General features: G+C 63.8%; 16 protein-coding genes. 12 read left to right on the forward strand and 4 right to left on the reverse strand.

The genetic code is table 11. The annotated features are described in order from the left end of the window. Window positions 1–649: 649 nt before the first annotated feature. Together AC1DR1_RS04985 and AC1DR1_RS04990 are read left to right on the forward strand one after the other, a co-directional pair. Window positions 650–2,881 carry a hypothetical protein gene (locus AC1DR1_RS04985; protein WP_229992008.1) on the forward strand — a complete coding sequence of 744 codons (2,232 nt, stop codon included), beginning with the start codon at window positions 650–652 and terminating at the stop codon, window positions 2,879–2,881. A gap of 72 nt (window positions 2,882–2,953) precedes the next feature. Beyond that, entirely contained in the window at window positions 2,954–3,436 is a 483-nt protein-coding gene (locus AC1DR1_RS04990; protein WP_229992009.1) for a sensor histidine kinase, read from the forward strand. 47 nt (window positions 3,437–3,483) lie between these two features. Here AC1DR1_RS04990 and AC1DR1_RS04995 read toward each other — a convergent pair whose 3' ends face one another. Beyond that, the gene (locus AC1DR1_RS04995) at window positions 3,484–3,966 is read right to left on the reverse strand and encodes a hypothetical protein (protein WP_229992010.1); all 483 of its coding nucleotides are present in this window, start codon (window positions 3,964–3,966) and stop codon (window positions 3,484–3,486) included. Between the two features lie 272 nt (window positions 3,967–4,238). Between AC1DR1_RS04995 and AC1DR1_RS05000 the strand changes: the two genes are divergently transcribed. The 3 genes from AC1DR1_RS05000 to AC1DR1_RS05010 all read left to right on the forward strand — a co-directional run bounded on the left by AC1DR1_RS05000 (window position 4,239) and on the right by AC1DR1_RS05010 (window position 10,093). Continuing rightward, window positions 4,239–7,010, forward strand: a complete 2,772-nt coding sequence (locus AC1DR1_RS05000; protein WP_476992255.1) for an MGH1-like glycoside hydrolase domain-containing protein — start codon at window positions 4,239–4,241, stop codon at window positions 7,008–7,010. Then, window positions 6,994–8,583 carry an alpha-amylase family glycosyl hydrolase gene (locus AC1DR1_RS05005; RefSeq protein ID WP_229992013.1) on the forward strand — a complete coding sequence of 530 codons (1,590 nt, stop codon included), beginning with the start codon at window positions 6,994–6,996 and terminating at the stop codon, window positions 8,581–8,583. The genes AC1DR1_RS05000 and AC1DR1_RS05005 overlap by 17 nt, the downstream gene beginning before the upstream one ends. 112 nt (window positions 8,584–8,695) lie before the next feature. Beyond that, window positions 8,696–10,093, forward strand: coding sequence for an MFS transporter (locus AC1DR1_RS05010; protein WP_229992014.1), 1,398 nt, complete (start codon window positions 8,696–8,698; stop codon window positions 10,091–10,093). Between the two features lie 93 nt (window positions 10,094–10,186). Here AC1DR1_RS05010 and AC1DR1_RS05015 read toward each other — a convergent pair whose 3' ends face one another. Next, window positions 10,187–10,339: a hypothetical protein gene (locus AC1DR1_RS05015; RefSeq protein ID WP_229992015.1), complete on the reverse strand. Its 153-nt coding sequence runs from the start codon at window positions 10,337–10,339 to the stop codon at window positions 10,187–10,189. Window positions 10,340–10,535: 196 nt separating this feature from the next. Next, a complete protein-coding gene (locus AC1DR1_RS05020) occupies window positions 10,536–11,417 on the reverse strand; it encodes a DUF4192 family protein (protein ID WP_229992106.1) in 882 nt (293 codons plus the stop codon). Between the two features lie 491 nt (window positions 11,418–11,908). Between AC1DR1_RS05020 and AC1DR1_RS05025 the strand changes: the two genes are divergently transcribed. From AC1DR1_RS05025 to AC1DR1_RS05035, 3 genes are read left to right on the forward strand one after another with little or no spacing between them, the layout of a single operon-like run. Beyond that, window positions 11,909–12,685, forward strand: a complete 777-nt coding sequence (locus AC1DR1_RS05025; RefSeq protein WP_229992107.1) for an electron transfer flavoprotein subunit beta/FixA family protein — start codon at window positions 11,909–11,911, stop codon at window positions 12,683–12,685. Between the two features lie 11 nt (window positions 12,686–12,696). Further along, complete coding sequence (locus AC1DR1_RS05030) at window positions 12,697–13,674, forward strand: electron transfer flavoprotein subunit alpha/FixB family protein (protein ID WP_229992017.1); 978 nt, start codon at window positions 12,697–12,699, stop codon at window positions 13,672–13,674. A 2-nt stretch (window positions 13,675–13,676) separates the two neighbouring features. Further along, complete coding sequence (locus AC1DR1_RS05035) at window positions 13,677–15,362, forward strand: cytochrome b/b6 domain-containing protein (protein ID WP_229992019.1); 1,686 nt, start codon at window positions 13,677–13,679, stop codon at window positions 15,360–15,362. A gap of 99 nt (window positions 15,363–15,461) precedes the next feature. Here the strand turns inward: AC1DR1_RS05035 and AC1DR1_RS05040 are convergent, their stop codons facing one another. Continuing rightward, on the reverse strand, window positions 15,462–15,776 hold the full coding sequence (locus AC1DR1_RS05040; protein WP_364746327.1) for a hypothetical protein: 315 nt from the start codon (window positions 15,774–15,776) through the stop codon (window positions 15,462–15,464). A gap of 258 nt (window positions 15,777–16,034) precedes the next feature. On the opposite strand from AC1DR1_RS05040, the gene AC1DR1_RS05045 reads away from it, so the two are divergent. From AC1DR1_RS05045 to AC1DR1_RS05060, 4 genes are all read left to right on the forward strand, one after another. Next, window positions 16,035–17,399: a type I glutamate--ammonia ligase gene (locus AC1DR1_RS05045; RefSeq protein ID WP_476992256.1), complete on the forward strand. Its 1,365-nt coding sequence runs from the start codon at window positions 16,035–16,037 to the stop codon at window positions 17,397–17,399. A gap of 56 nt (window positions 17,400–17,455) precedes the next feature. Beyond that, window positions 17,456–18,541: an amidohydrolase family protein gene (locus AC1DR1_RS05050; RefSeq protein ID WP_364746333.1), complete on the forward strand. Its 1,086-nt coding sequence runs from the start codon at window positions 17,456–17,458 to the stop codon at window positions 18,539–18,541. Between the two features lie 123 nt (window positions 18,542–18,664). After that, a complete protein-coding gene (locus AC1DR1_RS05055; RefSeq protein WP_476992257.1) occupies window positions 18,665–20,116 on the forward strand; it encodes an MFS transporter in 1,452 nt (483 codons plus the stop codon). A gap of 331 nt (window positions 20,117–20,447) precedes the next feature. Beyond that, window positions 20,448–21,539 carry a type I restriction endonuclease gene (locus tag AC1DR1_RS05060; protein WP_364746339.1) on the forward strand — a complete coding sequence of 364 codons (1,092 nt, stop codon included), beginning with the start codon at window positions 20,448–20,450 and terminating at the stop codon, window positions 21,537–21,539. Window positions 21,540–21,559: the final 20 nt, after the last annotated feature.

Here is a 21,559-nt window from a genome sequence, read left to right on the forward strand (position 1 = left end):
GTCTTTCCGTCTGCTGTTAATAGTGCTGTTTGACCGTGCACCATTGCACGAAATCGATATCCCTGGCAGGATTCTGTAGGTTCAGATATAAAAACCCCGGGTGCGTCTGCAACCGGCTTAAAAGTAATTTTAGACATTTTTCTCTCCGTTGATCCCCAGATTCGGAGTTGATTAAACAGATGCAGAAGCATGAGCTTCGCGAATAGCGATATTCCACTGCAGAGTCAAAATCTAGCGCGGGAATAATCGACAAACATGCGTATTCTCGGCAGGTCAGACTCGGAGTTATTCCCCCCATCATCGACTTACACTCGACATCGTCCTCGCAGGAGACATGAAAGTCAACGACGCCTGTGACAGGTGATTCCGAGGGGAAGTTTTGACCAAAACAGCCAACCGGGGGTGCGCGTTTACGTAAGCAGGGATTATCTATTTCGGCGGCTTCCTGTAGCCGAACCAGCGGGTAGCACCACGCGCCTGGCGGCGTTAGAGGCAATAGTCATCGAGGACACGACGGCGCCGCGGAAGCAGCGCAAAACCGCCACGGGGATTCTGACTCGGCTCATTGCGGAGCGCGGAGCGGAAGAGTTGTCGTCTTCGAACCCAGCCGCTCTGCTCAAGGAATGATTGTGGTGGTTATGATTCGATCATGCCGAACCCGCGATTGTCCCTCGCCCTGGAACGTATTGGCCCTGGAGATTGGGAGGTATTTGAACAGTTCGCGTCGGAGTTCTTAGCCGTCGAATATCCCGCCCTGCGGACGATGGCAGCACCGAACGGAGACAAGGGCAGAGACGCCGAAATATTCACGGTTGACGGTGTGCCAAAAGTCGCATTTCAGTACTCTGTCACTGCGAGTTGGAAGACGAAAATTGCGAGCACGTTGGACACGCTCAAGAGGAATCTCCCTTCGGTCAGTACCATGATCTACGTGACCAACCAGGTGATTGGTCCGGCTGCTGATGAACTCAGGGAAGAGTCTCGCCGTGACCGGAACATAACCGTAGATATCCGGGACCGGTCGTGGTTTGTGGAGCGTGAGGAGTCCTATCCTCAACGACGAGTGGCAAGTGAAGAGCTGGCCAAGAGATTTGTCGATCCGCTTCTGTCCAAACGAGGGGTCATCGACAGAATATCGACCTTGACCGCGGATGAGAGCAAGGTCGCGGTGCTGCACTTGGCACTCGACGGCGTGGATCAGGCAACCGATCAGAGTCTTACCAAGAGCTGCTTCGATTCATTGGTCTTGGCGGCGCTTCACGATTCGAGCACAGATAGCAGGCTCAGCCTGAGCGAAATCCAGGACGGCGTCGCCCTGCGCATGCCCGTGGGGAAGCGAGGGCAGGTCGATGCCCTGACCCTGAGCGCATTGAACCGCCTGTCCCGGAAGGGGCCCGTCAAACAGCACAAATCAGCTTCCGGATCTGAGGACACTTACCATCTCAGTTTTGAGGAGGCCAAGAGGATAAATGATCAGACAGCCACGTTCCTTCTTGATGAAGCTGTTCTGGATGCGAAACTCACTGTGGCGGTTCGAGCCCTCGAAGCACCGAAGGCACTGAACGAAACACAGTTGACGGAGATTTCCCGGCAACTACGAACGGTGTTGGAAGAAACACTTTTGGAACGAGGTGAGTCTTTTGCCGAAGCCGTGGAAACAGGAGAACCGTTCCAACTCAGCCCTGTCGCCATAGCAGACAGAATTACAGCAAATGGCGGCATCAGCGGGCTCAGTTCTGATGCCGCGGCCGCGGCCATTATGCATGTATTGGAGCAACCTTCGCCTCAAACGCAGTCCCATCTTCGGCGGCTGGCTGATGCATACACTCTTTTCGCGTTCCTGAAACAGACCCCGGACGTCCAGAAAGTCATGCTTAACGTCTTCAGTGAAGGCGACATATGGATGGACACCACCGCGATCCTGCCGCTTATCGGAGAGAGCCTGGTAGACGATCCGGAGGAGCGCCACTTTACGGTTCTGATGCGAGCAGCGGTAGACGCCGGGTTGCTCCTATTCGTAACGGAAGGAGTCGTGGAAGAAGTTGAAAGACACCTCAACCTGGCCGTTGCGTATGGCCACAACAGAACGACGACTTGGACCGGAAGAGTCCCCTTCCTCTACTCGGCCTTCGTGCTCTCGGGCCGGCCAGAGAATGAATTCTTGGACTGGCAAAGGGACATCTGTGGACGCGAACAGCCGTTGCAGGACGTCAGCGACTACCTTGCCGACGAATTCTCTATCGAGACCAAAAATCTCCTGGAGTACTCTGATGCCGCATCGATGGAACTTAGGGGCGTAGTCCAGGAACTATGGAATGAGACTCACGAGAGAAGGCGTCAACGAGGTGACTACGGAGCCGACCGAGGGACGCGGTCCCGCCTGGTTGCCCACGACGTTGAAAACTCAGTCGGCGTCATCGAGTATCGACGGACGATTGGACCATCACCCATGGGCTACCTTGCATGGTGGCTGACGTTCGATGGAACAGCAATGAAAATGAAGGACCACCTACGGGAACGCCTTGGCCCCCAGGCGCCGCCGTCGCCGGTATTGAGTCCGGATTTCCTCACTCAATTGCTTCGACTGGGTCCCCTTCGCACTGCCATCGAGCAGGATCTGCGAGTGCAGTTACCCCTCCTCACGGACATGAGCGTCAATCACTACGCTCCGCACGCTCTGCTCGATCTAGCAAGGGAAACGAGAGAAAAGTCGTCGAGCCAGAATGAACGGGTAGTGCGTCGCGAAGTCCGCGACGCGGTGAACCGGGCCAGGCAACAGATGGGTCCGGCGGCGGTAGGCGGCGTTCGCGCAATGGAGGATCGGATTTCAGCTTCCATCAAATCGTCAGTCACCCGGATGAATCACCGCACACAAAGCTGACGACTGCGGGACTTCACGCTGCCCTCGGCGCGGCTCCGGAAAATGCCAACGACGCGGGCGCACAGTAAGAACATGAAATCACTACTAAGCGATGACGTCGTCGCTGTACGTGGCGTCCTTACTGATACACACCCGGTCGATTTCCATGCTCTTGGGCTAACCGGCGCAATTGACCGCCTGACCCTTCCCCTCCGCAAACGCGGCATCGTGGTGCATCTGGAGACTCCGCGCCACCGGATGGAAGTAGACCGACAGTCCGCAACTCTTCTGTACCGGGCGGCGCAGGAGCTCCTCAGCAATGTCTATAAATTCGCGCAAGCATCAACGGTGACGGTCCGGCTCGGTTGCGTCACCCACGGCATGAGCCACGGCGTTCAGCTGAAAGTGACCGACGACGGCGGTGGTTTCGACGTGCCGGCAGCCATGATTGGCCGGCACACGGGCATGGGACTGCGCCTCATGCGCGTGGCCGTGGGCCTTGCTGGCGGAGAGGTGATCATCGATTCATCCGCCGCCGCAGGAACCTGTGTGACGATAACGCTGCCCCTGGACTGAGCGTCGGCCCCCTTGCCAGCCGTGGCCCGCCCGGAGTCCTGATTGCTTCAGGTCCGGGTCTCTGCGGGACCGGCATCCGCGTCGGGGTTCGCGCCGCTGGTACGCTGCGCATTCACGGATGGCACCGGCTCCTCATCGGCCGGCCCAAAAAAGTGCCAGGCCGCGAGTCCCGCGGTCACCGCGACAGCCACCGCCCCGGCGATCAACCAGGCTTTCCCGGACGCTGTCCGCCGCGATTTAGCCTGGGCGGGTGCCGGGGCAACATTAGGTGCGACCCGCTTCAGACCCTCGTGGACACGGGGAGCCAGAGTTTCCACTCCGCCGGCGAGCTCGTCAGCGAGCCGCCGCAGACCGGCCTGGATCCTCGGGGACGCGGATTCAATCCCGGTATCGAGCCCCGCGATCGCCTTTTGCAATGCCGCCTCGACCCCGGGAGTGGCCCATTCTCTCCCCTTCGTGAGCTGAGAAATGAGGTTCTCTGAAAGATGCCGTACCTGATCGGCCTGCACTGTGGGATGTGCCGTGCGCATGAGTGCCTCCTCGGTGTGATGGATGCCCATAGCCTACGGCGGCCGGCGCCATCGAAACAGTCCCCTCCCGGCGGACCAGACGGGACGACGTGAACGGCAGGTGAATTCTTGCTCCGGGGCAACGAGGGCGGTGCGCCGCCTGCTATCGTCATGCCAGAGGGCACACCCGGCGCGGCGCATGACGTCGCAGAGGGTCGGTGGACCACGTCGTGGGCCGCCATCCGGGCATGTCTTGAGAGGTTCGGCCGGCACCGCTTCCTTGGGAGGACCCCATGACCGACGACACGACGACGCCGACCGCGGAACCTCGGGGTGTGACCGCGGAACATGCCCGGCTGGCCGAGGCCACGGGTGCGGCGGAGGATGACCTGATCACGGCAAATCCCTGGTACGAGTGGGGGCCGTACCTGTCGGAGCGGGCCTGGGGCACGGTTCGGGAGGACTACAGCGACAGTGGTGACGCGTGGGAGTATTTTCCGCATGATCATGCCCGGTCCCGTGCGTTCCGTTGGAACGAGGACGGCATGGCAGGGCTGTCCGATGTTCACCATGACCTGTGCTTGGGGTTGGCGCTGTGGAACGGGGCGGATCCGATCCTGAAGGAGCGGATGTTCGGGCTGACTGGTCCGCAGGGCAACCACGGGGAGGACGTCAAGGAATACTGGTGGTACCCGGATGCTTTGCCCAGCCATGCATGGCTGCGGTGGCGGTATCACTACCCGCAGGCAGCGTTTCCCTATCAGCAGCTTATCGAGGAGAACGCCCGTCGTTCCCGGGACGAACCCGAGTTCGAGTTGCTGGATACCGGTGTCTTCGAAGGCGGCCGGTACTGGTCCGTGGATGTCGCGTATGCGAAGGCCTCACCGACCGAGGTACTTGCCCGGATCACCATCGAGAACCACTCTCCCGAGGAAGCAGCGCTTTCGGTGTTGCCTACCATGTGGTTCCGCAACACGTGGCGGGTCTCGGGCGGTGAGGCGCCGTCGTTGTTCCTGGACGGGGACGGGGTCGCGGTCGAGCACCCACGGCTGTCCGGCTACCGGCTCGATGCCGCTCCCACCAAGGAGGGAGTGCGGCCGACGGCGTTGTTCTGCGACAACGAGACGAATACGGCCCGACTGTTCGGGGCGCCTCCGGTCACCGCCTATCCGAAGGACGGCATCAACGACCACGTGGTCTCCGGCGCGGACACCGTGAATCCGCACCATCAGGGTACGAAGGCAGCCTGGTGGTATCAGGTGACTGTGCCGGGCGGGGGGCGGGTCGAGCTGCGACTGCGGCTGCACCGGCCGGTCCCGGACCAAACCGCGCCCCCTACCCGGTGGTTCGACTCTTACTTCGATGACGTCATGACAGACCGGGAGCGGGAAGCGGACGAGTTCTATGCGGCGATCGCCCCCGCTGAGATCGGCGCCGAGCCGATGCGGGTGATGCGCCAGTCCTGCGCGGGGCTCGTCTGGAGCAAGCAAATGTACCCGTATCGGGTCAACCGGTGGTTGGACGGCGACGCCGCCCAACCGGTCCCGCCGGCCGGGCATCGTAACGGCCGGAACACGGGGTGGCGGCACCTGGACTCGTTCGACGTGCTTGCCATGCCCGACCCATGGGAGTACCCGTGGTTCGCGGCCTGGGACCTGGCGTTTCACGCCGTCACCTGGGCCCACCTGGATCCCGCGTTCGCCAAATACCAGCTGCTGGTGCTCCTTCGGGAGTGGTTCCAGCATCCGAACGGGGCGCTCCCGGCATATGAGTGGAGCTTCGACGACGTCAATCCACCCGTCCATGCGCTGGCCGCCCTCCGGGTGTTCGTCATCGACGGCGGCACTGACTTGGACTTCCTGAAACGGGTGTTCCACAAGCTGCTGCTGAATTTCACTTGGTGGCTCAACCGGCAGGACCCGGACGGAAACAACCTGTTTGGTGGCGGCTTTTTGGGTTTGGACAACATCAGCCCGATCGACCGCTCGCACCTCCCGCCCGGCTTCAAGCTGGACCAGGCCGACGGCACCGCGTGGATGGCGTACTACTCCGTGGCTATGCTCACCCTTGCCACCAAACTCGCCGAACACGACGCCGCCTATGAGGACATGGTCGTGAAATTCCTTGAACAGACCGTGCTGATCATGGACGCACTGGAGGATTCAGGCTGCTATGACACCGAGGACGGTTTCTTCTACGACCGGCTCACCGACCCCTCCGGGGTCAGCATCCCGATCAAGGTACAGACCCTCGTCGGGTTGATCCCGGCGCTGCCCGCGGTCGCGCTCCCCACCCAGGACACGGACCGGAACCGCCGGCTCCGGAAGCGGTTCGCCCTCCGGTTGGAACAGACCGATCGGCACGAGATCCTCGACTGGCAGGTCCGTGGCACCGGAAACTCCCGGCGAACGCTGCTGTCGGTCGTCCCGAGGGACAAACTCGCCCGGCTGTTCGGCACCTTGTTCGACGAGGAGGCCTTCCTCTCTCCCCACGGCCTGCGATCGATCTCCAAGCGGCACAACACTCCATACACGGTTCCAGGGCTGCCCACCGCTGCAATCCAGTACGAACCGGCCGAATCGCGGACCGCGATGTACGGCGGCAATTCCAACTGGCGAGGACCGGTGTGGTTGCCGGTCAACTACCTCATCATCCGTGCCTTGCTGCAGTACGACCAGTTCTTCGGTCCCGACTTCACCGTCGAATATCCCACCCGCTCCGGTCACCACCTGACCCTACGAGAGATTGCCGGTGACCTCGCCGATCGGCTGGTGGGCATCTGGCTCCCCGGGCCGGACGGACGCAGGCCGGTCTATGGTGGCGTCGATCTGTTGCAGAGCGATCCCGCGTGGAAGGACAACCTGCTGTTCTACGAGTACTTCCACGGCGACAACGGGGCCGGACTCGGCGCCATGCACCAGACCGGGTGGACGGCTCTGGTCGCGGATCTTCTTCTCGACCCACCCCGCCATAGCGACCGGATGGTGTTCCAGGACAACGCGGACCCAACCACCGCGGCAGGACCGCCGGAAACGGAACCGGGAACCCATGTCCAGCGAGACTAAGGACCCGGCCCGTGTCCGGAGAGCCATGTTCGGCGAGGGCGCTGTAATGGACGAGACGGCGGCGGCCCGACCACCGGGGCTCTCGCCACCGGTAGCCCACCCCTTTATCTACGAGATCAACACATGGGCATGGCTCGAATCCATCAGCGTGGAAGAAGACAAACCAATCGATCTGGGCTCCGTCCCGAACCTGCACTGGGACGCGATTGCCGGACTGGGCTTCGATGCGGTCTGGTTGATGGGGGTCTGGCGTCGCAGCCCCGCCGGCATCGGGATCGCACTGGCAAATCCAGCCCTGCGGTCCGATTTCCAGGCCGCTCTGCCCGATTGGCGTGCCGAGGACGTCGTCGGGTCGCCGTACTGCGTCAGGGACTATGTGGTCGATGACCGCCTGGGTGGCCCTGCCGGGCTTTCCACCGCCCGGGAGGCGCTGGCGGCGCGGGGCCTCCGGCTGATCCTGGACTTCGTGCCCAACCATGTCGCACCGGATCATCCGTGGACCACGGGGGCGCCCGAGCTCTTCGTACCGGGAACTGCCGCGGACCGGGACCTGGATCCGTCATCCTTCGTCGAGGTCGGCGGCCGGGTGCTCGCCAACGGGCGGGACCCCTACTTCCCGGCGTGGCCGGATGTCGTTCAGCTCAACGCCTTCGACCCGGCCCTGCGGTCGGCGGCGGTGGAGACGGTGAAATCGATCGCCGATCAGTGCGACGGGGTGCGGTGCGACATGGCAATGCTGGTCATGAACGACGTTTTCGCCCGCACCTGGGGTGCCCGGGTCGGTCCTGCGCCGAGCACAGAGTACTGGCCAACGCTGATCGCCGCCGTCCGTGAAACCAATCCCGGTTTCGTGTTCCTCGCCGAGGCCTATTGGAATCTTGAGTGGTCCCTGATGCAGCAGGGCTTCGATTACTGCTACGACAAGCGTTTGTATGACCGCCTTCTCGGCGATAATCCCGACGAGGTGCGGCTCCACCTGCAGGCCGAGCGCACGTATCAGGACGCCCTTGTCCGGTTCGTGGAGAATCACGACGAGCCACGGGCCGCGACGGCGTTCGGGGCCGGCCGCGCACGGGCGGCGGCGGTGACGGCACTGACCCAGACTGGGGCCCGGCTCATCCACCACGGCCAGCTGTCGGGGTGGAGGGTACGCCTTCCGGTGTTCCTCGGCCGTTTCCCCACCGAACCGGCCGATGACCAGCTCGCAGCCTTCTACCGCCGGCTCTTAGCGGCTGCCGCCGACCCGACCTTTCGGCACGGGCACTGGCAACCGTGTGAACGGTCGGGGTGGCCAGGCGAGAACAGCTTCGAACACCTGGTCGCCTGGAGCTGGGACGGTGCCACCCGGTGGCTGATCGTCGTGAATCTGAGCGATGCGCCAGCAACAGGTCACGTGAGAGTACCGTGGCCGGACCTGCGTGGTAACCGGTGGCAGCTCACCGACCCGACCCAAGACATGAGTTTCGACCGCGCCGGCGACGATCTCGTCGACGGGCTGTTCGTCGGACTTGACGCATGGCAATGGCATTTGCTCCGCCTCGACCCATCGCCAGAACACGCTGACCACGACTGACGGGGCCCCGGGCGACCGCCGTGTGCCGTCCCGGCGAGACGAACGACGGTCACCCCCGCACTCCAGCGATCCGCCGTCGGAGGGCATCGCGCCACCTCGAAAGGAGCTCGAAATGGCCGGAAACGTCGTCATAGGCCGGACGAAACAGGAGCTGGGCAGGGTGCTGGTGCCGCTCGCCCTGGCGCAGTTCATCTGCAGCTTCGCGGGCTCGAACATGAACGTGATGATCAATGACATGAGCGAGGATCTGAACACAACCGTCGAGGGAATCCAGACGGCCATCACGATCTTCTTGCTGGTCATGGCCGCGCTGATGATTCCGGGCGGCAAGCTGACCGATCTCTGGGGTCGCAAGAGACTATTTATCATCGGACTCTCGCTGTACGGGGTCGGGGCGGTGACAAGTGCGGTGGCGCCGAACTTGTTCGTGCTGATCATCGGCAACTCGATCCTGGAAGGTGTCGGGACGGCACTGCTGATCCCACCCGTCTACATTCTGACGACCATGCTGTTCACGGACGTGACCTCCCGGGCTAAGGCATTCGGAGTGATCAGCGGCATGGGCGGAATCGGGGCGGCCGCGGGGCCGCTGATCGGCGGGCTCATCAGCACCGCGATCAGCTGGCGGGCGGCTTTCATCTTCCAGGCGCTGATCATCGTGATCATCATCTTGCTCAGCCGCCGCGCGGTTCAGGACCCGGTGCCCGCGGATCCGAGCAAGCCGTTCGACTCCATGGGGGCTGTGCTCTCCGCCGCGGGGCTGGTGGTCCTCGTCACCGGCATCATGCTGGCGGACAACGACCTGCTGCTGATGGCGGTCTTCATGGCTGCCGGCGCGCTGCTGCTGCTCTGGTTCTTCATCCACGTGCGCGCCAAGGAGCGCAAGGGTGAGGAGCCGCTGCTGTCCACCGGGCTCTTCCGGAATCGAACATCGAATCTCGGTCTCATCACGCAGAACGTGCAATGGCTCCTCCTGCTGGGGACCTCATTCGTCGTGTCGGCGTACCTCCAAGTCGTGCGAGGGTACAACGCGATCGAGACCGGGGTGATCTTCACGGCGGCCACCGCCGGCATCCTGGTCTCGTCAATCGCTGCCGAGCGGCTCGCGAGGAGGCACAAGCAACGCACCCTGGTCATCGTCGGCTTCATCGTCACGCTGTGCGGGATCGCCTTGCTCGTCGCCATGGTGAACGGGAATCCGACCGCGTGGGCCTTCGCCCCCGGGCTTCTGCTGATCGGGCTGGGAGTGGGCGCGATGCTAACCCCGTCCGTCAACCTGGTCCAGTCGAGCTTCCCCGATGAGCTGCAGGGCGAGATCTCCGGCCTGTCGCGCAGCGTGTCGAACCTGGGCTCATCGCTCGGCACTGCCGTGGCGGGGACGATCCTCATCACGTGGTCGTACGGTCTCGCGATGATCACCCTCGCCGTGTTGGGACTCGTTGGGCTCGTGGCAGCGTTCATGCTCCCCATCAACCTGGTTCCTGCGAAGTCCGGCGCCCCGGCCGACTGACCCGGCGTGCGCGACGGGTAGCAGGGCGGGGACGCCGGCCACGCTTCACCCTGGGAAAAGGAAATCTGGGGTGCCGCGTCGATGCTGCAGGGGTTACGGCTCCTCGAGCCGGTGGTCTTCTACGCGAAAGTCCGCCGGGCCGGCGGACGGGCCTGCTGTCAGCAGGCTCAGCTCCAGCACGTCCTCGAGCTGGCTGGCGCCAGGGGCGACGGTGTCTTCCTCGGTCATGCGGATCTCATCGGCCACAGCTGGGATTCCTTGCCTGGGGTGTCGGACGGCGGGGTCCTTAACCCTAGCGGGAGTTCCTGCGCATTCGCCGGTGTTGGGGCTGCGCCAGCGTTACCGGCGGCCGGCGCAGCGGCGTGGCGGCGTGGCGGAGGCCGGCGCGCACCTGGGGAGGATTCCGACGAGTAAGGCCGGACCCTGATGTGTGGGCCCGGCCTCAGTTCCTCCGGTTAGCGGTTCTTGGGCGGGCGTAGGACTTTTCCGGGTTCCGCGCGCAGTCAGCGACGAGTCCGCGGTTCACGAGTTCGGCCAGCAGCAAGGCGAGGCGGTAGTCGGTGGCGTCGTCCAGTGCCAGCTTGAAGTACCGGGCGGCGAAGCTGGACTTGCCTTTGAGCCATTCCAGCCAGCCGATCAGGCACAGCATCGGGGCACGCTGTCCTTCGGGGGTTGCCTTCATCAGTTCGAACGCGACTTCCTGGGCGGTATCCACGCGTGCCCAGTCCGGGCGGGCAGGGAACACTCCAAGCATGACGGCCGTGAACTGATCCGGTGCACTGGTGATGACGTCAGTCATCAGGCAGTCTCGAGCGGTGGGGTGCTGGAATGCTCCTGCCAGTTCCTGCGCGATCCGGGCGGTCAGGGTGGCGGGGTTCCCCAGCACCTGGGCCCACGCGTCGCGACTGTTCTCCAGCCCTTCAGGCCATCCATCGGGGCGGTAGGCCGCGATGGCTTCGCGGGTTCCCGCGTCCCCGGTGAACGGTGCCGGTTCCGTGAATCCGCTGACGTTGCTTCCGGCGTAGATCACGGCGGCGTTTCCGGTGCTGGCGGTGATCGCGTCCAGGGGCTGCTCAGAACAGCACAGCGGGTTGGTGCAGAGGTAGTTCATCCAGACTTCGGCGGTCACCATCCACGCGTCCCGCAACGGAATCCCTGCGGTGGCCCGTTCGGTGCGCAGTGCGGCGACGTGATCGGAGTAGGAGCGCGGGATATTTGAGCTGTTTTCGTCGGCGTAGCCGACCGGCGTCCGGGCGTAGGCCAGCGGGTCGGTGCCGAACGGGGCGTCCATGCGGAGCGTGGCACGGAGCTGGTTTCCCTGCATGGTCAGCACGCGGCGGTCTTGCTAACACTCTTCACAAGAAACCTCCATCCTTTGGTTGCGTAAAGGCTGGCCGGCGCATCTTGGGGGCAGGCGCCGACCAGCACTTACAGCGGAAGGCCGGCCGGATGCCTGGTGGGGGTCCAAGCTCCGGCGGCGCTTACAAAGCCGTAATCGCTGGGGAACCCCGAAAGGTTACGCACCAATCGGAGTTTCTTTTTTCTTCCTTCGGCGCCTCTCCCTGCGTGTGCGGGAAAAACGCGAGGATGTCGTCGGCGGCGGAGAACCGCGAAGTCCCTGATGCCATGGCCGTCGCCGACTCGAACGTCATGGCTCTGATCACCTCCGGCATGAGCACCGCCTAGGACGAAGAGCAGACACCGCAACTCGCGACACGGGCTCTGTCCGACAGGAAGGGCGCCACTTTCGTAGACTCAATGGAGATCCGACACGTCTCCTCTGTAGAGACAAGCCCGCCACAGGAAGAACCATCGATGAAGATTATCGTCCTAGTAAAGGAGGTCCCCGACACGTACGGGGACCGAAAACTGAACCTTGAAACAGGCCTCGCCGATCGAGAAGCCAGCGAGACAGTCATTGATGAGATCGGTGAGCGGGCCTTGGAGCTGGCATTGACGTACGCCGACGCGAACGAGGGCACTGAGGTCGCAGTCCTCTCCCTCGCCCCCGAGGGTGCGACGGCAACGATACGCAAGGGGCTGGCGATGGGAGCGGGCAGCGCCACCCACATCTCCGACGAGGCGCTCCGGGGTGCGGATCTTGGACTTACCGCCGAAACCCTCGCGGCAGCGATCCGTCGCGTTGAGTTTGACCTTGTGATCACCGGCAACGTCTCCACCGATGGATCCGGCGGCATGATTCCCGCGATGCTCGCAGAATTGCTTGACGTGCCGCTTGCTACCGGCCTCAGCTCCGTACAGATCAGCGACGGCGCGGTGTCCGGCTCCAGGCCCGTTGAATCCGGCGTGCAGCAGGTATCGGCGACCCTGCCGGCGGTGATTTCCATTACCGAGGCGCTTCCCGGGCCGCGCTTCCCGAACTTCAAAGGAATTATGGCCGCGAAGAAGAAGCCCGTTGAGGTGCTGACCCTCGCAGACCTCGGGGTCACGGCCGACAACCCGGACGCGGCGCGTTCGATCATGCTGACCGTTGCAGAAAAGCCCCCGCACGCGGCGGGCGTCAAGATCATTGACGAGGGTGATGCCGGCGAGAAGCTCGCCGACTTCCTCATCGAAAACCGACTGGCCTAAGGACTAACGACATGACTGATTTTCCTCGTGACGCAATCCTCGTCGTCGTAGAAGCCCAGGCTTCGGGTGAACTCGAGAAGGCAGCCCCCGGACTCTTCGGCGCTGCCGCTGCCGTTGGCACGCCAGTTGCCTTGGTACTTGCCGCACCCGGTGCCGGGAGCGCCGCCGAGGCCGCGGTCCTCGGTGCCGCGCACGTACTGATCGCCGAGACGCCGGATCCGTCAGCGCTCGGAGTGCCGAGCGTTGACGCGCTTGCCGCCGCCGTGGAGCAGGTGCAGCCGGACGCGATCCTGATTTCGCATTCCCTGAATGGGCGCGACCTTGCCGGCCGTTACGCTGCACGTTCGCGTGCGGCGATCTCTGCCGATGCGATCGGCGTATCACGTGATGACGAGGGCGTCGTGGCACACCACTCCGTCTACGGCGGTGCCTACAACGTGACGTCAACGTCCACGTTCGGGGCGCCCGTCATTACGGTCCGCCAAGGCTCCGTCGATGCACGTGCCACGGCTCAGCCGCAGGCGTCGGAGACCTTGGCCGTGACGCCCTCCGGGAAGCCGGCCGCCCGGATCGACTCGTTCGAGGAGGCAGTTGCCGCCACCTCGCGGCCGGAGCTGCGTGGTGCCGCCAAGGTTGTCGCGGGTGGCCGCGGCCTCGGGTCGGAGGAACAGTTCGCCCTCGTCGGACAGCTCGCCGATACCCTCGGTGCAGCCGTTGGTGCCTCGCGCGCCGCGGTGGATGCGGGCTACATCCCGCAGTCGCATCAGGTCGGCCAGACCGGGGTTTCCGTGTCGTCACAGCTGTATATCGCGCTGGGCATTTCCGGCGCGATTCAGCACCGGGCCGGCATGCAGACCGCGAAGACGATCGTCGCCATCAACAAGGATTCAGACGCGCCGATCTTCGAGATCGCCGACTATGGTGTGGTCGGCGACCTCTTCAAGGTTGTGCCCCAGCTGATTAGCGCCCTTGAGGCTCGGAAGAAGTAAAGATGGCAACTCAGTCTCGGTCCATCCGGCGTGGCCTGCCGCGCGTCGAAGGCGGTGACCCCTGGCCTCCAGCAGGCGAGGCGCCCGCCCGCATTGTCACGGCAGGAACGGCCGCCGCGCCGGCGTCTGATTCAGGGGCGGGACCGGTCACCGCCGGGCCAGCGGCCGCCGCGCCCCCCGCGCCCGCGGCTGCCGCCGCTGCCTTGGAAACGGCACCGGGTGCGACGGCGGTGTCCGCTCCGGTCCCGGCCGTGAGCTCCGGCGCCGCGGTGCCGCGGCAGCTTCGCCGCGGCCTGCCCCGCCTGCCGGGCGGCGAACCTTGGCCGCCAGCAGGCGAGGTTCCGGTATCAGTGGCGGCTCTGTCCGGGGCTCCCGCCGCAGGCGCGCCGGCCGCAGCTGCTGTTACGGCTGCTGCCGCAGGTGCTGCTGAGAAAGCAGTGCCGGCAGCAGCGTCGACTGCAGTTGCCCCGGCCACCGCACCCGTCCCACTGGCAATGGGAACCACGTCGCTTCGCCGCGGGCTTCCCCGCGTGCCGGGCGGCGAGCCGTGGCCGCCGGCTGGACTTGCGCCGTCGCCCGCTGCCGCCCCTGCGGTGCAGGCGGAGCCCGAACTCATCGCTCCGGCCCATCCCTCGGCCCCGGCTGCCAGTGTGGTGGAGACCGTTGCCGAGGCGGAGCCGCCGGCGGTCGCGAGTGCACCCGCGGTCCCCGCCGCCCCTCCCGCCGCGCCGGCACCGGCACCGGCTGCCGTTACTGAAAAGCCCGTGAGGCCAAAAGCCGAGCCGAGGCTTTACGGGTCGCGCACCCTGGGTCAGTGGATCAAGCTCGTCGTGCTCCTCGCCGTCGGCGCCGTGGCCGCCGCAGCAATTCTTGTGCTCGCCGCGCGCGGTGTGACGACGCTGCCGGGCGTGTCGGAGTTCCTCGAAAAGTACCCCGGCGCGTACGACCTGCCCGATACGGCCGAGCCCGGGTTCCCGTGGTGGGCGCAGTGGGCGCACTTCTTCAACATCTTCCTGATGGTGCTCATCATTCGCTCCGGCTACCAGGTGCGCACTGAGCAGAAGCCACCCGCGTTCTGGACGCCGAAGCGCGGTGGCAAGAAGATCAGCATCAACCTTTGGCTGCACCAGTCGCTGGATATTCTGTGGCTGGCCAACGGACTCATCTTTGTGGTGCTGCTGTTTGCCTCGGGCCGCTGGATGCGAATCGTACCGACCAGCTGGGAGGCGTTCCCGAACACACTCTCCGCGCTCCTGCAGTACATGACACTCGACTGGCCCGTTGAGACCGGCTGGGTGAACTACAACAGCCTGCAGCAGCTCATGTACTTCCTCGTGGTGTTCATCGCGGCCCCGCTCGCGGCGATCACTGGTGTGCGCATGAGCGAGTTCTGGCCGAAGGACGCGAAGGCGCTGAACAAGATCTACCCGGTGGAGGTTGCGCGCGCGATTCACTTCCCGACGATGCTGTTTTTCGTGCTGTTCATTCTCATCCACGTGTTCCTGGTGTTCGCGACCGGTGCGCTGCGCAACCTGAACCACATGTTCGGCGGCACCGACGTGGTGAACTGGGTCGGCTTCTGGCTCTTCGCGGCCGCAATCGCCGTCACGGCGGCCGGGTGGTACGCCGCCCGCCCGCTCGTGCTCGCACCAATCGCGAAGCTGTTCGGTCAGGTGAGCAGCCGCTAGGCTTCACCGCCTACACAGGGAGGATCCCGCGCCATACACAGCTCAGGCTCTCTGGCACGGGATCCTCACCTGTCGTGATCCTGATCCAACGGGTCGCTTCTAGCCCGGCGGAGGGAGGGCACCATAGGTATTTGGCACCGCATGGGGATTGACCGGCCGGTCCTCGTCGGCTGAGGAGGGCTCCCTGGTGTCGTAGCTGCGCGCCGTTCGCAGGTTCCGGGATCGTTTGTGCAGACCCACCGCGACAAAACCGAGCCCACCGACCAGAAGACCCAGTCCGAGGACGAACAGCGCCACCGCACCCTGTCCTGCGATGCCCGAGAACACGTCAAACAACGGCATCGGCAGGACGAACACCGTGGCCGCCAGGGCTATTGAGCCCACTGCAATTTGCCATGTCCCCTTGGGCTTCATGGTTCCCCCTCCATGTCTTGCGTGTCAGCCTTGCGCCCCAGTAAACCCGACGCGTGCTCATTTAGAAAGGGCCGCCACGGACACGGAGTAAGGGGAGACGTCGCGGACGACGGCGGGACTTCCCGACGTCGTCCGCTGGCGTGGGGTGCCGCTCCCCTACAGCGCCGGCCAGCCGCCGTCGAAGGCAGCGGCGCAAGCCAAAAGTGGGCACATCTTTCGAACCTTTCATTGGACGGGGAGTCGCCGCATGATAGGCGCATGACCCTAAACCCATCAGCCGACGAATCCGCCGTTGCGAAAGCTCAGCGCGAGCTCGAAGCGGCCGGCGTCCGCACCGTGATCGGCACGGTGGTGAATGCTGCGGGCATCACGCTGGCCAAGAGCGTTCCGTTAGCCCGGCTCAAAGCCTTCCACCAATCCGGGATGGGCGCTGCCCCCGTCTGGCATGTCTTCACCATCGACGGCGGGATAGCGTTCACGGACAGCATCACCACCGTTGGCGATATGCGCCTCAAGATCGATATCACGGGACTCCGTGTCCTGCGGGGTGGCCGGGCATGGGCACCAGGCAGCCTTTTCGAACAGGACGGAGCCGCGTCTCCGGCCTGCGCCCGCGGCCTTCTGGCCGATGTCGACGGCAGCCTCGATGAGGCCGGATACAAGGCACTTGTGGGCCACGAACTTGAATTCTTCCTCGTCGCCCCGGACGGTTCAGCGCTGGAAACCGCGCCCTGGGTTCCGTACGGGGCAACCGGGCTCCTGGACCAATCGGAATTCCTCGATGATCTGCTGTCAGTTCTGAACCATGCCGGCATTCCCATGGAGCAGATCCACGCCGAGTACGGCAGAAACCAGTTCGAGTTTTCCCTTCCCCCTGCTTCGCCGGTTCAGGCCGCGGACACCGTGGTCCTTTCCAAGATCATCGTTGGCATCGTCGCCCGGGCCCACAGCATGCAGGCCTCGTTCTCCCCGTTGCCCTTTTCCGGCACCGTCGGAAACGGTGCCCACCAGCACTTTTCGCTCCACAAGGACGGCATGCCGCTGTTCTCCGGCGGCAGCGGACCGCACGGCATCTGCGCTGAGGGAGGCGCTGCCATTGGGGGCATCATTGCGGGACTCCCCGACGTCCAGGGTTTTCTCACGGGATCAGTCTTGTCCGGAAGCCGCTTGGCACCTGGCACGTGGTCGGGCGCCTACTTATGCTGGGGCCTGGAAAACCGGGAAGCCTCGGTGCGCTTTCTGAACGAGGGAAACAGTAATCCGCACGGAGCCAACGTCGAAGTGAAAATCGTCGACCCGTCGGCAAACGTGTATCTGGCCTCCGCGTCCATCCTGGCACTCTCCCTTGACGGCATCCGCGGCGGGCGCAGGCTTCCGGCAGAGATCCCGGGTGACCCCGGACGGCTATCGGAAGACGAGCGGCACCGGGCCAATATCCGGCTGCTCGCAGACTCCCCCGCCGCCATCATCGACACGCTGGACACGTCGCGCCTTGCACGCGGGCTTCTGGGAGACGCCATCGTCGATGCCACGGTGGCCGTCCGGCGCTACGAACAGCGAATCTCCGCGGAACTCTCGCCGGACGAGCTTGCCGAACGCTTTCGACTTGCCTGGTCGATCTAATGGCAGGCGGCTCTTTTGCGGACTTTGTCGAACAAGTCAGCCTTATTGATCACCACGTGCATGGCGCGTTTCACGCCGCCGGCGATGAGGCACGCTTTCAGAACTCGCTCAATGAAGGGAACACCGAACCGCTGGCCAACCCGGAGGACGCCTACAACACACAAATCGGGCTCGCCTTCCGTCGCTGGTGCAGCGGCATTCTTGATTTGCCACGCCACGCTTCCCCAGCGGACTACTGGAGCCGGCGCTCCGCGCTTGGGGAACTCGAGGTCAGCCGGCGCATGACCCGCGCTGCCGGGGTGAGTGACTGGCTGATCGATACAGGATTGGATGCCGCTGACTACCTCGGCACGGCCGGCATGGCCGACGTCTCCGGCGGGCGAACCCACGAGATCGTTCGGCTGGAACTGGTCGCCGAGGCGCTGATCCAGGAGATTGCCAACCCGGCAGATTACGTTGAAGAGTTCGGTCACCGGCTTCACGAGCTCACCCGCAGCGCCGTGGGCGTCAAGACGGTTCTCGCCTACCGCGCAGGATTCGACCAGAATCTCAGCCGGCCAACACCGGCTGCGGTCACTGAAGCGGCCCGCCGTTGGCAAGAGAACCTCCGCACCGGCACCAATGCGAAGCTCACCGACGTGACACTCATTGCCCACGGGATTCATACGGCGGTGTCGATGAAGCTTCCTCTGCAATTCCATGTCGGATTCGGGGACCGCGACCTGGACCTCCACAAAACCAATCCCCTGTACCTCTTGGACTTTCTCCGGTCCCCCGACGTCCGGGACACACCCATCATGCTGCTCCACTGCTATCCATTCGAGCGCGAAGCCGGCTATTTGGCCCACGCCTTTGAAAACGTCTACCTCGATGTGGGCCTTGCCGTGAACTTCACCGGGGCACGGAGCCCTGACCTGGTGGCCCGCTCGTTCGAGCTGGCCCCCTTCACAAAAGTCCTTTACTCCTCCGACGCCTTCGGCCCAGCGGAACTTCACTACCTCGGAGCGAGACTGTGGCGCAACGCGATCACCAAGGTAGTCGGCGGATGGATCGACGACGACGACTGTTCAGAGGCGGATGCCCGCAAGATCGTGCAACTCGTCGCACGCGACAACGCCCGCCGCGTGTACGCGCTTCCCTGAGCGGCCGACCCGACATCCCGAGCAGACAAAACGGACAGCCGCGGCTGTCACCACCTAAGCAGGTAGCCGAAATACCCGCGGTGGCCGGGTCCGCGCCCATGGCTTGTCAGTAAACTGGGACGCATGACCGAGCACGAACCGGCACCTGCCGGGGTCGCTGAGTCTGCAGGCCCGGCCGATCCCGACGCCATCGACACGTCCTTGCGCAGTCCGGCGCAGCGGTCCCGCACGTTCGCCGGGATCCTGGTAAACACTGCCCTGGCCAACATCACCACCAGTTATCTGTGGTTTGCCCTGACGTTCTGGGTCTATCTGGAGACGCGCAACGTGATCGCCACCGGGGTGATCGGCGGTGCATACATGCTGTTGATTGCCCTTTCCAGCATCAGCTTCGGCACGTTTGTGGACCGCTACCGCAAGCTGGCCGTGATGCGATTCGCCGCTGGTTTCACCCTGGTGATGTTCCTGCTGGCCGGGGTGATGTTCCTGCTGACACCCGCTGCCAGCCTGCTGGACCTGACACAGCCGTGGTTTTGGATCTTCGCCGTGATCATCCTGGTGGGCGCGGTGGTGGAGAACATGCGCAACGTCGCCCTCTCCACCACAGTCACCATCCTCATCGAGCCGGACCGGCGGGCTAACGCCAACGGGCTGGTGGGCATGGTGCAGGGGCTGGCGTTTATCGTCACCTCGGTGCTCTCCGGGCTGTCGGTCGGGCTGCTGGGCATGGGCTGGACGGTCGTCGTCGCAGTGGTGCTCACTGCCCTTGCCTTCGCGCACCTGCTCACGCTGCGCCTGCCGGAGGAAGTGCGGGTGGCCACCACGGACGCCCACGGCGCGTTCGACTTGCGCGGGTCCCTTGCCGCCGTCCTGGCCGTTGCAGGCCTGTTCGCGCTGATCCTTTTCACCACGTTCAACAACTTCATCGGCGGCGTCTATATGGCGCTCATGGATCCCTATGGACTGGAGATGTTCCCCGTGGAGCTGTGGGGAGCCGTGTTCGCCCTGGGGTCCACCGGGTTCATTGTGGGCGGCGCCCTGATCGGCAAGTTCGGGCTCGGGTCCAATCCGCTGCGCACCATGCTCATTGCGGTTATGGCCATGGGGGTCCTCGGTGCTGTGTTCACGCTGCGGGAGTGGGCATGGCTGTACATCGCGGGTATCTGGCTGTACCTGGTGCTGATTCCTTTTGTGGAGGCCGCCGAGCAGACGGTCATCCAACAGGTGGTGCCGCTGCCCCGGCAGGGCCGGGTGTTCGGGTTCGCCATGGCCTTCGAGTCGGCGGCGGCGCCGATCACCGCCTTCCTCATTGCCCCGATCGCCCAGTTCTGGCTCATCCCCTATGCGCGGTCCGCTGAGGGCGCCGCCCAGCTGGCCCCGCTGCTGGGCGAGGGCACCTCCCGCGGTATTGCCCTGATCTTCCTGGTGGCCGGCATCATCATGATCGCAGCCGCGTTGCTGGCCTTCCTGACCCCGGTCTACCGCCGGGTCTCGGCGTCGTATGCGCAGGCAGCTGCCGACGCGCCGGAGACGGCGGACTCTTCGTCGCCTGCAGACCGGGGACGGGCTGACTGAGCCCGGGCTCATCTTCACAGCGGACGACGGCGGGACTTCCCGCCGTCGTCCGCTTGCGTTTAGGTGAGGGGCTTTACAGCGCGGACCAGCCGCCGTCGGAGGGAGGATGGCGCCGTTGACGTTGGTGCCGTCGTCGCTGGGCAGGAAGGTGATGGAGGCGGCGAGCTGCGCCGCGACGGCAGGCGTCGGGACGGTGGCCTGCATCAGCGGGCCGAGGCGTTCGGCCGCGGGCTGCGATCCTCAACCTAATCCCACCCTCTAGGGCAATTTTCATCAAATTGGCACAGGGCTGCGCTACGGTTGGCAGCACTATCAATTTTTAGGGGGACAAATGGAGTTTGCAGAAAAACTTTCAGCTTTGGCAGCAAAGGTGCGCCAACAGCGAGGTGTGATCCAAACGGAAGAGGCAACGAAGAATGCCTTTATCATGCCCTTCATTTCCACAATTCTTGGCTATGACGTCTTCAACCCCATGGAAGTGGTTCCGGAGTTCATCGCGGATGTAGGGCTCAACAAGGGCGAGAAGATCGACTATGCGATCGTCAAGGACGGCGAGGTCCAGATCCTGATCGAGTGCAAGAAGTCCACGGAACCAGTGAAAATCGAGCACGCATCCCAGCTTTTCCGGTACTTTGCTGTGACCAACGCCAGAATCGCCATCCTTACCAACGGTGAGGTGTACCAATTCTTCACGGACCTCGATGCACCGAACCGCATGGATGCCAAGCCGTTCCTTGTGCTCGATTTGAACGACATTGACGAATCCCTCATTCCGGAGTTGCAAAAACTATCCAAGGAAGTCTTTGATCTCGACTCGATCATCAGCGCGGCAGGCGAGCTGAAATACATCGGTGAACTCAAGAGGACCTTGGCTGCACAATTTAAGGAGCCGGAGGACGAGTGGGTTAAGTTCCTTACCGGTCGTGTGTATTCGGGTCCCTACACCCAGAAGGTGCGTGAGCAGTTCACCGCTTTGGTGACGAAAGCGTCCAAGCAGTTCCTGAACGACCAGGTGAACGAGCGGCTGAAGAAGGCTCTCGGCGCCCCGGCCTTCCCGCAGAATGACGACGCAGCAGTGGCTGCCAGCGTGACTAGCGCACCCGTGGCCGAGGCGGACCTGGCCGAGGCTGACGGGCTGGAGACAACGCTGGAGGAAATCGAGGGTTACCAGATTGTGCGGGCCATCGTCTGCAGCGAAGTCAAGCCCGCTCGGGTAGTGCAGAGGGATGCCAAGTCCTATTTCGCGGTGTTGCTGGACGACAACAACCGCAAGCCGATCGCCCGCCTGCACTTCAACCGCACCCAGAAGTACATCGGCATCTTCGACGACAACAAGGAAGAGACGCGGGTGCCCATCGGCTCGCTGGAAGAGATCTACGAGCACACGGCAGCACTCCGCGCGAGCGTAAAGAGCTACCTGTGACTGCGTCCGCTTCTGACCTC

The organism is Arthrobacter sp. P4_F10, from assembly GCF_056401435.1.

Bases quoted from the DNA above. Each gene is read 5' to 3' on its own strand.
- AC1DR1_RS04985 (WP_229992008.1), top strand. From the start codon at position 650: ATGCCGAACCCGCGATTGTCCCTCGCCCTGGAACGTATTGGCCCTGGA.
- AC1DR1_RS04990 (WP_229992009.1), top strand. From the start codon at position 2,954: ATGAAATCACTACTAAGCGATGACGTCGTCGCTGTACGTGGCGTCCTT.
- AC1DR1_RS04995 (WP_229992010.1), bottom strand. From the start codon at position 3,966: ATGCGCACGGCACATCCCACAGTGCAGGCCGATCAGGTACGGCATCTT.
- AC1DR1_RS05000 (WP_476992255.1), top strand. From the start codon at position 4,239: ATGACCGACGACACGACGACGCCGACCGCGGAACCTCGGGGTGTGACC.
- AC1DR1_RS05005 (WP_229992013.1), top strand. From the start codon at position 6,994: ATGTCCAGCGAGACTAAGGACCCGGCCCGTGTCCGGAGAGCCATGTTC.
- AC1DR1_RS05010 (WP_229992014.1), top strand. From the start codon at position 8,696: ATGGCCGGAAACGTCGTCATAGGCCGGACGAAACAGGAGCTGGGCAGG.
- AC1DR1_RS05020 (WP_229992106.1), bottom strand. From the start codon at position 11,417: ATGCAGGGAAACCAGCTCCGTGCCACGCTCCGCATGGACGCCCCGTTC.
- AC1DR1_RS05025 (WP_229992107.1), top strand. From the start codon at position 11,909: ATGAAGATTATCGTCCTAGTAAAGGAGGTCCCCGACACGTACGGGGAC.
- AC1DR1_RS05030 (WP_229992017.1), top strand. From the start codon at position 12,697: ATGACTGATTTTCCTCGTGACGCAATCCTCGTCGTCGTAGAAGCCCAG.
- AC1DR1_RS05035 (WP_229992019.1), top strand. From the start codon at position 13,677: ATGGCAACTCAGTCTCGGTCCATCCGGCGTGGCCTGCCGCGCGTCGAA.
- AC1DR1_RS05040 (WP_364746327.1), bottom strand. From the start codon at position 15,776: ATGAAGCCCAAGGGGACATGGCAAATTGCAGTGGGCTCAATAGCCCTG.
- AC1DR1_RS05045 (WP_476992256.1), top strand. From the start codon at position 16,035: ATGACCCTAAACCCATCAGCCGACGAATCCGCCGTTGCGAAAGCTCAG.
- AC1DR1_RS05055 (WP_476992257.1), top strand. From the start codon at position 18,665: ATGACCGAGCACGAACCGGCACCTGCCGGGGTCGCTGAGTCTGCAGGC.
- AC1DR1_RS05060 (WP_364746339.1), top strand. From the start codon at position 20,448: ATGGAGTTTGCAGAAAAACTTTCAGCTTTGGCAGCAAAGGTGCGCCAA.